Genomic DNA, 11,437 nt, shown 5'->3' on the forward strand with positions numbered 1-11,437 from the left:
GAGGACCAGTCCGTGGGCGTGGATCGATCGAAGCCCGCCGAGATCGAGGACGTGCTGGCGCTGAGCCCGTTGCAGGAGGGGCTGTTCTCGCTGGCGCGGCTGGCGGGGGACGGCGTCGATCTGTACACGATGCAGTTCGTGATCGATATCGGCGGGCCGCTGGATGTGACGGTGCTGCGGCGGTCGGTCGAGGTGTTGCTGGAGCGGCATCCGAACCTGCGGGCGGCCTTCTGGGATCGGGATCTGCCCAAGCCGGTGCAGATCGTGCCGACCTGGGTGGAGCTGCCGTGGGCCGAGATCGACGCGCGGCCAGAGGAATTCGACGATATCGCCGCGGCGGATCGGGAGCGCGCGTTCGACCTGGGCAAGGGCCCGGCGCTGCGGGTCACCCTGGTGAACCTGCCCGGTGGCCGCCGCCGCATGATCCTCACGACGCACCACATCCTCGTGGACGGCTGGGCGGTCGCGGTGTTCTTCCGTGAGCTCATCGCGGTGTACGAGGCCGGGGGAGTGGCCGCGGCCCTGCCCGCCCCACGCCCCTACCGCGACTACATCGGCTGGCTCGCCGCCCAGGACACCGCCACCGCCGACCGCGCCTGGGCCGACTACCTGCGCCCACTGTCCGGCCCGCTCATGCTGGCCGACGCCGGTGCCGCCGAGATCGGCACGGTCATACCGCAGCGCACCCGCCACTACCTGAACCCCGACGAGACCAAGCGTCTGATCCAGTGGGCGCGCAGCAACGGCCTCACCCTGGGCACGGTCGTCCAATTCGCGTGGGCCGTGGTGCTTTCCCGCCTCACCGACCGCCGCGACCTGGTGTACGGCACCACCATCTCCGGGCGACCCGACTCCCTGCCCGGCGTGGAAACCATGATCGGGTTGTTCATCAACACCGTCCCCGCCCGCGTAATCCTGGACCGCACCACCACGATTCGCGAGCAGTGCCGCACCCTGCAACGCGAACAGGCCGCCATGCGCGACGCCGGCTACCTGAGCCTGTCCGCCATCCAGCGCACCGCCGGCCACGGCCCCCTCTTCGACGTCCTCTTCGTCTTCGAGAACGCTCCCATCGGCGCGGCCACCGACCCCATGGTCACCTGCGACGGCACCCGCTTCCTCCCCGTCGCCATGGAAAGCCTCGTCCACTACCCACTCTCGGTGGTCTCCCACCTCGAGGACAACCGCCTGGTGGTAGCCCTGGAAGCCATCGCCGAAGCCCTACCCCACCTCCCGATCCCCGACCTGGGCGCGCGCATCCTCTCGGCCCTGCGCCAACTCCCCGACCACGCCGACTCCACCCCCGACGCTCTGGACGTCCTGCTGCCAACGGAGCGGGCCGAACTCGGGGCCGTAGCCACCGCCGACCCGGCGGATCATGCTGTGCTGGAGACCATTCCAGTCCAAACAGGATCGGTGCTGGAACTGTTCGTGCGTCAGGCCGAAGCTACGCCGAATGCGTCGGCATTGAGCACCGCGAGTGCCCATTACACCTATCGCGAGCTGCACGAGGCGGCCGGCCGTCTGGCCTCGGCACTCACCGCCCAGGGCGTCGGCCCGGAATCCGTGGTGGGCCTTGCCCTCCCGCGCTCCGCCGACTCGATCATCGCCATCCTGGCCACCCTGTACGCGGGCGCAGCCTATGTGCCCGTGGACATCTCGGCCCCGTCGGCCCGAATCGAATCGATTCTGCGCCAGGCCGACCCGGCGCTCGTCCTGGCCGTCGCCGATACCCTCCCGCTGCTGCGGACCGCCATCGGCGATGCGCAACCGATGCTGGTACTCGACGCTATCGCGACAGTCGAACATGTTGCGGCCCAGCCGGTTTCGCTACCCCGTGCCGTGTGTCCGGACAGTTGCGCCTATCTGATCTTCACATCGGGGTCCACCGGAGAGCCCAAGGGCGTCATGGGCACTCACGCCGCCCTGGCCTCGTACTTCGCCGATCACCGTGACCGTGTCTATCGTCCGGCGCGGGCACGGCTGGGGCGGGCGTTGCGGATCGCGCATGCGTGGTCGTTGAGTTTCGACGCCTCCTGGCAGCCGCTGATCGGGTTGTTCGACGGGCATGCCGTTCACCTTTTCGACGAGACCGAGATGCGGGATGCGCAAGGCTTGGTCGAGGGGGTTATCCGGCATCGGGTGGACATGATCGACACCTCGCCGTCGATGTTCGCGCAGCTCTCGGCGGCTGGACTGGTGGATGGTGATCACCTCACCGTGCTCGCGCTCGGCGGCGAGGCCATCGGACCTGCGCTGTGGGAGCGGCTGCGCGCACTGCCCGCCACGGCGGTCTACAACTGCTACGGGCCGACCGAGACCACGGTGGAGGCGGTCGTAGCGACCGTGAACACCGGTGGGATGGATGAGCTTTCGCAGGCCGGGGCGGTTCCCGTGATCGGCCGACCGGTGGATCGGATGGCGGGTCGTGTGCTCGACTCCGCACTGCGGCCCGTGCCGCGCGGCGTGGTCGGTGAGCTGTACCTGTCCGGTGGTCAGCTGACTCGCGGCTATGTCGGCCGGGCCGCACAGACCGCGGACCGCTTCGTCGCCGACCCCTTCCGGAGCGGTGCGCGCATGTACCGGACCGGAGATCTGGTGCGGCAGTTGCCTTCCGGTGAGATCGCTTACCTGGGTCGGGCCGACGATCAGGTGAAGATTCGCGGCTATCGCATCGAGATCGGCGATATCGAATCGGCGCTGTCGCGGGTGCCCGGGGTGCGGGAGGCCGCGGTTGTCGTGGTCACCCGGCCGAGTGGACCGACCCTGGTCGGCTTCGCGGTGACGGACGGCGACGACGATGGAATCGCTCTGCGCGCACGGCTTTCCGAACAGCTGCCCGCGTACATGGTTCCGGCTCGCATCGTGACTGTGCCCGCGCTGCCGGTCACGCCCAATGGCAAGCTCGACGTCCGCGGCCTGGCGGCCACCGGATTGAGCCTGCTCGGCACATCCGGTCCCGGCATCGCACCGCGCACGGCCACCGAGCGCGCCCTGTGCGCGGCCTTCGCCCCGGTGCTGGGCGGCCGGACCATCGGCATCGACGACGATTTCCTGGCGCTCGGCATCGACAGCATTGTCGCGATCTCCCTGGTGGACAAGGCCCGCCGCGCGGGCTTGCCGATCAGCCCGGCCATGGTGCTGGCCACGCCGACCGTGCGCGATCTGGCCGCCGCGGTCGATATCAAGGCGGCACAACCGGATTCGGTCCCTGCCGAGCACGGGACCGGATACGGAGAAGTGCCCGCGACCCCGATCATGCGGTGGATGTACGAGTTCGGCGGCTACCGGCGACTCACCCTGTCCACCCTGGTGACGCTGGAGGCCGGAATCGACACCGCGCGACTGGAATCGGCACTGCAGGCGGTGCTCGACGGCCACGAAATGCTGCGCGCACAGCTCTCCCACACCGAATCGGGGCCGGTACTCATCACCCGGGAACGCGGCGCGGTGCGGGCCGCCGACCTGCTGACCGAGGTGCCCGTCGACGGCGATCTCGGTGCGGCGCTGGAGGTTCGATCACGCACGGCCATCGACCGGATCCACCCGGAAGCCGGAATCATGCTGCAGGCGGTGCGATTCATCCGGCCATCCGGTGACGTGCTGCTGCTGACTATCCATCATCTGTCCGTCGATCCCGTCTCCTGGCACATCATCCTCGGTGACCTCGCCGATGCCTGGCAGCGGATCGAGGCGGGCGAGACACCGCGCATCGCAACCGAATCCACGTCCTACCGGCGCTGGGGTCAGCTGCTCGCCACGCGTGGTGACACCCGGGAGGTGCGGTCCCAGCGCGAGTTCTGGGCCACCCAGCTGGCAGGCGGTGACGCCCCGATCGGCCGCCGCCGCCCCGACCCGCGCACCGACACCTGGGATTCCTACCGGATCACCCCGGCCTTCACGGATGTGGACGCAACGCGCGGCCTGCTCGCGACCGCCGGTCAGAGCGAGCGCGCCGCCGGAACCCACGAATTCCTGCTCACCGCACTGGTCCTCACCTTGAACACCTGGCGGGCCGAACGCGGCCAGGACGGCTCGGCGGGCGCACTGGTGGCCCTGGAGGGTCACGGCCGCGAGGACGCCCGGGTGGCGGCCGAAGCCGACACCGCGCGCACCGCCGGCTGGTTCACCAGCATCTACCCGGTGCGACTGGCCGCCGGTATGGGTATCGACGTGATCCGCGCCGAGGCCGATCCGGCTGCCGCCACCGTCCTGCTGGAAACCGTTGCGGCACAGGTCAATATGGTGCCGAACAAGGGCCTCGACTACGGCACGCTCCGCTATGGCGGCACCGCGCCGGAACTCACGGCGGACGCCGAACCGCAGGTGCTGTTCGACTACCTCGGTCGGATGGATCTGACCGCGGCCACGGGGACGGATACCCCGTTCGCTCCTGTCACCGACCTGACCCTGCACCAGCGGCTGCCCATCGCCCCCGAACCGGATATGCCGCTGCGCTACGCCCTGGACCTGATCACCGCCGTCTACCCGGGCGCGCAGGGTCCACAGCTGGTCACCCTGTTCCGATGGAGCACAGCGCTTTTCGGCGAGGCCGAGATCGAGCGATTCGGCCAGATCTGGCAGCGCGCCGTGACGGCGCTGACCGCCGCGAACGCGGCGCTCAGCCCCGCACAGACGCTCAGCCCCGCATAGACACGAATGAACACGAGGATGGAGAACCCGGTGTCGCAATCCACCACGGACGCGGCCATTGTCGTCGAATCCGTCGAGAAGTCCTTCGGCGCGGTACACGCCCTGTGCGGCATCAGCTTCAGCGCACCCGCGGGCAGCGTGCTGGGCGTGCTCGGCCCCAATGGCGCGGGCAAGACCACCACCGTCTCGGTGCTGTCCACCCTGGTCCGCCCGGACTCCGGACGCGCCCTGGTGGCCGGGCACGACGTGGTCCGCGAGGCCGACGCCGTCCGCGCCTCGATCATGCTGACCGGCCAGTACGCCGCCCTGGACGAGGTGCTCACCGGCCGCGAGAACCTGATCCTGTTCGCGCGCCTGATGGGCCTGCGCCCCAAGCAGGCTCGCCCGCGCGCGGACGAACTGCTGGACCGCTTCGACCTCACCGCCGCCGCCGACCGCCGAGTCGGCCAGTACTCCGGCGGCATGCGCCGCCGCATCGACATCGCCTGCGGCCTGGTGCGCCTGCCCAAGGTGGTGTTCCTCGACGAACCCACCACGGGCCTGGACCCGGTCAGCCGCCAGAGCCTGTGGTCGCTGGTCCGCGAACTCAAACAACAGGGCGTGACCATCCTGCTCACCACCCAGTACCTCGAGGAGGCGGATGCCCTGAGCGACAACATCATCGTCGTCGACAAGGGCACCGTGATCGCCGAAGGCACCGCCGACCAGCTCAAGGCCCGCTCCGGAGCCAGTTACTGCGAGGTCGTCCCGGTCGAGGCCGCCGACGTCCCCGCGGTCCTCACCGCCCTCGAGGGCCTCGGCGAACTCACCGTCCCCGCATCCGCCGACCGCGTAGCCCTCCCGGCCCCCGACGGCGCCACCACCCTCGGCGAGGTCCTGCGCCGAGTCACCGCCGCGAACATCGACCTCATCGACATCGCCCTCCGCCGCCCCTCCCTCGACGAGGTCTTCATCGAACTCACCCGCCCCCAGCCAACCGGAGTCGGCGCGTGAGCGCCGACACCGGGGACGCCACGACCTCTGCCGCCGAGGCGGACGCGGCGACTACCCCGACCACGGCTGCTCTGGCCACGGTTGCTCTGGCCACGGTTGCTCTGGCCACGGTTGCTCTGGCCACGGTTGCTCTGGCCACGGTTGCTCTGGCCACGACTACTCCGGCCACGACTGCTCTGGAGGTCGTTGCCATGGACTCATACGGCCTGGACACGAGTGGCTCGGGTGCTGCGCGCGGTGCGACTGCGGTGGAGGGCACGTCCTTCTCGGCGGCGGTGCCCGTCGGCGCGGCGTTCAGCGTGCCCCCGATCATGCAGTGGAAGGCGTTGAGCGGGCGCACTATTCGCGCGGCGGTGCGGGAGGGCGATCTGCCTTTCGGGTTCGCTGCGCCGATGATCTTCTTTCTGTGCTTCTATGTGCCGCTGCGGCGGTCGATGGAGGCGGGTGGGCTGGATTATGCCCAGTATCTGCTGCCGGTGATCGTGTTGCAGGCCATGTTCTTCACCGGCATGTCCGCCGGTGATCGGGCCGCGCGGGACAGTTTCAGCGGCATGGGAACTCGGCTGCGGTCCATGCCGGTACGGCCCTGGCTGCCGATGGCCGCGCGGATGTCGGCGAACCTGGTGCGCGCCGGGGCCGGGCTGGCGGGTGCGATGGTGATCGGGTACGTGTTCGGATTCCGTTTCCATGACGCGCTGGGGGCGGCCGGATTCGTTTTGCTCGCACTGGCTTTCGCGGCGGCCATCGTGATCGGCGCGGACGCGCTGGGCGTTGCCGCCGGCAAGCCCGAGATCGGCGCTTCGGCGCTGCTGGCGCCACAGCTGCTGCTGGTCATGATGTCCACCGGTCTCGTTCCGGCGGAGGCGTTTCCGGGCTGGATCCAGCCGTTCGTGCGCAATCAGCCCGTCTCCCAGGCGGCGGCCGCGCTGCGCGGTCTCGCGGACGGTGAATTCCCTGCGGCCGTGACCATTTCGGTGGTGTGGTGCGCCGGGTTGATCGTGGTGTTCACCGCGCTGTCGGTGCTCGTGGAAAGGCGACGGCCGTGAGAACCCTGCTGGATCAGACCCTGGTCGAGGCCGGTCGCCTCATGCGCCGCTGGCCGCGCGAGCAGGAGGTGCTGACCTCCACGCTCATCCTGCCGGTCCTGCTGCTGTTGATGTATCAGCTGGTGCTGGACAAGGTGCTCACCGGCACCTCCGGCGCGGACGCCATCTACGGCTTCGTCCCCATGATCGCCATCACCGGAGCCATGTACGGTGCCATGGGCACCGGCCTGTCCCTGCACGCCGAACGCGAATCCGGTCTGCTGCGCCGCTTCTGGGTGCTGCCGGTGCACCGTTCGGCGGGGCTGCTCGGCCGCCTGCTCGCCGAATGCGGTCGTACCCTGGCCGGAACCGTCGTGATCGTGGTCCTCGGCGTGGCGCTGGGCCTGCGCTTCCACCAGGGCGTCTGGGCCGCGCTCGGTTCCATCCTGATCCCGGTCCTGATCATCCCCGGTTTCGCCACGATGGTCATCACCGTCGGCGTCAGCCGCCTGGGCGACAAGGTGGTTCAGCTCTTCGCCGCGGTCACTCTGCTGGGCATGTTCTTCAACTCCGGCTTCGTCCCGGTCGAGAACTACCCGGGCTGGCTCCAGCCGGTGGTTCGCGCCCAGCCCATGAGCTGTGCCATCGAAGCCATGCGCAACCTCACCCTGGGCGGCCCGATCGCCACCCCGGTCCTGCAAACCCTGGCCTGGTCGGCCGGTCTCGCAGCGGTTTTCGGCGCGCTCGCCGTCCGCGGCATCCGTGCGGCCGCCCAGAGCTGACCGCCCGGAGCGCGGGACCGGCAGGATCAGTGCGTGACCAGCCGCCAATCGTCGGGCAGATTGGTGGCGGTCACGTGCTCGCCCTCCACGGCCAGGTCGATGACCGTCCCGCCCAGCCGCAGATCGGTCAGCTCCACGCGCCCCCAGCGAGCGGGCAGGTGGGGCAGCACGGTCAGGGTGCGGTGCGGGACATCGGGTTCCAAGCCCAGGAAGGAGCGCACCAGCAGCAGCGGCGCGGCGCTGGCCCAGGCCTGCGGAGAGCAGGAGGTGGGGTAGGGGACCGGGGCCGAGAACTTGGAACGCGGGAAGCCGCAGAACAATTCGGGCAGGCGGCCGCCGAAGGCCCCGGCCGCGTCGAGCAGGCCGTCGGACAGGCGGGTGGCCAGGTCCAGGGCTCCGGGGAGATGCCGATAGCGCAGCAGGCCCGCGACGGCGATGGCGGTGTCGTGCGGCCAGACCGAACCATTGTGGTAACTCATCGGATTGAAGGCGCCCATACTGGAAGCCAGTGTGCGCAAACCGAATCCGGTGTCCATATCGGAGGAAGCGAGCTGGCCGATGACGGCGGCGGCGTGCTCGTCGGTGACGATGCCCGACCAGAGACAGTGCCCGATATTGCTGGTGAGCGCGTCCAGACGGCGCTTGCCGCCGTCCAAAGCCACCGCGAACCAGCCCCTCTCGGGCAGCCAGAACGCCTCGGCGAACTTGGTGCGCAATTCCGCCGCGCGATCCCGCAGGTGACCGGCGGTGGTGGCGTCGCCGAACTCCTCGGCCAGATCCGCCCGCGCCCGCAGCGCCGCGTACACGTAACCCTGCACCTCGCACAGCGCGATCGGCGGTTCCGGCAGCCGCCCGACCGCGTCGTTGACGCCGTCGAAACTGTCCTTCCAGCCCTGATTGATCAGGCCACGGTCGGTGGCTCGCCGATACTCCACGAAACCGTCGCCGTCGCGGTCACCGTAGTCGGCGATCCAGGCCAGCGCGGCATCGGCGGCGGGCAGCAGCGCCTGCACCGAATCGGCATCCGCGCCCCAGCGTCGCGCCTGCGCCAGCAGCATGACGAAAAGCGGTGTGGCGTCGATGGTTCCGTAGTACGTCTCGCCGCCGAGCACCTGGCCGCTGGCCGGTCCGCGCCGCATCTCGTGCATGATGCGGCCCGGCTCCTCCTCGGTCATGGGATCGACGCGCTGGCCCTGCATCTCGGCCAGCTGCGCCAGCGTGCCCATGGCCAGCCCGACATCCAGCGGCAGCGCCATCCACGCCGTCAGCAGGGAGTCACGGCCGAACAGGGTCATGAACCAGGGCGCGCCCGCCGCCACGAACGGGCGGCCGCCACGCGAGTCGTCGTGGATCTGCAAGGCGCCCAGATCGCTTTCGGTGCGCTCGAGCACCGAGGTCAGCTTCGGATCCGCCGCCGTGATCGTGGTGGCGGTATCGCGCCAGGCCGCGATCTTGCGGCTCGGCTCGCTGGCCGCGTAGTGCTCACCCGGGCGCACCGGCGAGTGGATCGGCTGATTGCCCATGGTCGGCTGGCACACGATCTCGGTGTGCCAGCTGCCGCCGGCGGGCACCACCGCCCGCCACGACAGCGAACCGGGCAGCACCGCGGGGATTTCCGACGACGACACCGTCAAACCCCGGGCGCGGTCGGAGCGATCGTTGAGCAGCAGTTCCGCATCCGCCACGATCACCTCGGCGCGGGCGTTCCCACCGCGGCCCTCCTTGACCGCGAACAGGTCCGCGAAGTCCGCGTCCACATGCAATTGCAGGTCCACGGCGGTGGTTTCGCGGCCCAGGTTCTCCACCGTGATGGTCTCCCGCAGCCCGTCGGCCACCAGCCGCTCCCGCACGATCAGCACCGTCGAGTCCGCCACGCCGGCCCGTGGGGGCCGGCGCAATATGAACCGGGCGGTGAACGCCTCCGGACTCAGCACCGACAGCGACTCCGGTCGCTGCCCGTCCAAGCGCAGCTCCCACCGCGACAGCACCCGCGCGTCTCGGAAGAACAGCCCGTACGGCGTCCCCGGCTCGACATCGCCCAGATGATCCGAGAGACAGAACGTGCTGCCCTCCACCAGGGTGATCGCTCCGCCGCAACCGCCGACGGTGGGCTCGCCCGCATTGAGAGCGGCCGGAGTGTCATTGCTCATGGAGACCCTTTCGCCGGGGCACGCGCCGCCGTGGCGCCGCCTTCGGTGTGGAACTGTTGTCGGACACAGGTTTACGGCCCGGCGTCAGCGCACCGCCGGTCAAGGCATCTGGATGCCCGGAATGGGCGACCTCTGGATGCCCGGAATGCGTGATCTCCGGGTGCCCGGAATGCGTGGTGCCGCGCCCGGACATCGTGGTCGCGGCGGCCCGCCCCGGCCCGGTCCCCGCGCTACGCTGCCCGCTCGTCATCCCGGCGTGCTTCTGACCGGGATCCGCCTGGATCCCGGCCGAGACCACCCCGGCATGCCGGGGCAGGCCGGGGTGGCGCCGCGGATGCTCGCCCACCACCCGCCGGTAGATCTCCTCGTACCCGCGGCCCAGGGTGTCCGCCCCGAAATGCGCGGCCACATGGGCGCGCATGGCGTACGGGTCATACCCCCGCACCTCGGCGATGGCCGCGGGCAATTCGGCCGGATCATCACAGACACGCCCGGTGACCCCGTCCACGATCACCTCCGCGACCGCGCCGCCGCGCAACGCCACCACCGGCGTCCCGCACACCATCGCCTCGATCATGACCATGCCGAACGGTTCCTCCCATTGCACCGGGAACACCAGACAGCGTGCCCCGGACAGCAGTTCGCGTTTGGCCACGGCATCGGCCATACCGAACATGTGATCGCGTTCGGTGAGCAACGGCCGCACCGCACTCTCGAAATAGCGCACCTCGGGCGGCTCGGCGCACTTGCCCGCCAGAATCAACGGCAGACCCGCCGCGTGCGCGGCCTCGAGCGCCAGATGCGGCGCCTTGTCCGCGGTGAACCGGCCCAGGAACAGAGCGTAGTCCTGCTTCTCGGTGCGGAACGGCCAGTCCTCCACCCGCAGCGCGTTGTGCATCCGGCCCACCCAGTTCAGGTCGGGGGCCATGGCGCGCTGGCGGTCGCTGATGGCCACCAGGTGCGCGTCCTCGCCGAGTTCGCGGTAGTAGACGTAGGGGTCGCCGTAGACCGGACCGTGCACGGTCACCACGGTCGGCAGCCCGAGCTCGCGCGACACCGGCATATTCAGCGGGCCCGCGAAGGTATGGTCGTGCACCAGGTCCAGACCCTCGGCGACGGCCAGCCGCTGTAGCGCGCGCCGCACCTTCAGCGCGTGCACCACCTCCGGGAACGGATCGCCCAGGCGCTCGGATTGCGCACGATCCCACAGTGATTCGAACTCGCCCTTGGTGCCGTTGATGCCCGCGCCGAGCAGCGTCACCCGATGCCCGCGCTCCACCAGCGCGTCCACCAGATCGGCCACCACGGCCTCCACGCCGCCGTAGGCCTTGGGTGGGATATCGAAATACGGCGGCACCACCATCGCGATGCGCAGCCGCTCGTGCTCGACCGATGGGAATTCGACTGCGGCGTTTACGGGAACGGGCAACGGGGTAAGCGCACTCATGACGCCCCTCCTTCCAAGGGACACAACCGTCGGCGTCCGGATACCGGGACACCGGCCCTGGGCCTGGCCTCGGGAAGATCGAGAGCGCTCGGGGCCGAACGACATCGGCACGGCTCACCCGCACCCGGGGTCCGGGGGGCTGTCGATGAGCCGCGCGGTGTCGTCAGCGCGTTCCGAGTCGAACGCCTGGTGATCGTCGCGCCGGCTGGTGCCGGCGAGGTCCGGTGGGTGAATGCACGATCGGCGTGGACGACGCCAGCACCGATGATGAGGTCGTCACCGTCGGTCGGTCACGGTGACACCGAGCCCGTGGGCACCCCGAGGCGTTATCGCGCTCGGCGGCCATTGGGTGAATCCACAATATCGCCGGAAATCATCCGAAACTCG

At 69.8% G+C, this 11,437-nt stretch carries 5 protein-coding genes and 1 pseudogene; 4 read left to right on the forward strand and 2 right to left on the reverse strand.

The genetic code is table 11. From position 1 onward, the window contains the following. Positions 1-18: 18 nt before the first annotated feature. Genes NS2_RS22975 through NS2_RS22990 form a run of 4 tightly spaced genes read left to right on the forward strand, consistent with a single transcriptional unit; the run spans position 19 to position 7,453 of the window. On the forward strand, positions 19-4,653 hold the full coding sequence (locus NS2_RS22975; protein ID WP_033089493.1) for a non-ribosomal peptide synthetase: 4,635 nt from the start codon (positions 19-21) through the stop codon (positions 4,651-4,653). Positions 4,654-4,683: 30 nt separating this feature from the next. Continuing rightward, positions 4,684-5,646: an ATP-binding cassette domain-containing protein gene (locus tag NS2_RS22980; protein WP_261772306.1), complete on the forward strand. Its 963-nt coding sequence runs from the start codon at positions 4,684-4,686 to the stop codon at positions 5,644-5,646. Then, positions 5,643-6,692, forward strand: coding sequence for an ABC transporter permease (locus tag NS2_RS22985; protein WP_238588454.1), 1,050 nt, complete (start codon positions 5,643-5,645; stop codon positions 6,690-6,692). The genes NS2_RS22980 and NS2_RS22985 overlap by 4 nt, the downstream gene beginning before the upstream one ends. Then, positions 6,689-7,453, forward strand: coding sequence for an ABC transporter permease (locus NS2_RS22990; RefSeq protein WP_033089496.1), 765 nt, complete (start codon positions 6,689-6,691; stop codon positions 7,451-7,453). The genes NS2_RS22985 and NS2_RS22990 overlap by 4 nt, the downstream gene beginning before the upstream one ends. A gap of 26 nt (positions 7,454-7,479) precedes the next feature. Here NS2_RS22990 and NS2_RS22995 read toward each other — a convergent pair whose 3' ends face one another. Continuing rightward, complete coding sequence (locus NS2_RS22995; protein WP_033089497.1) at positions 7,480-9,603, reverse strand: amylo-alpha-1,6-glucosidase; 2,124 nt, start codon at positions 9,601-9,603, stop codon at positions 7,480-7,482. A gap of 286 nt (positions 9,604-9,889) precedes the next feature. Further along, positions 9,890-10,966 (reverse strand): annotated as a pseudogene (locus NS2_RS23000) (glycosyltransferase family 4 protein); the annotation flags it as partial. Between the last annotated feature and the right edge of the window lie 471 nt (positions 10,967-11,437).

This window comes from Nocardia seriolae NBRC 15557 (assembly GCF_007990715.1).
Lineage (GTDB): Bacteria > Actinomycetota > Actinomycetes > Mycobacteriales > Mycobacteriaceae > Nocardia > Nocardia seriolae.

What these genes read in the sequence shown, in the direction of transcription:
- NS2_RS22995 (WP_033089497.1), bottom strand. Translation starts at nt 9,603, where the DNA reads ATGAGCAATGACACTCCGGCCGCTCTCAATGCGGGCGAGCCCACCGTC.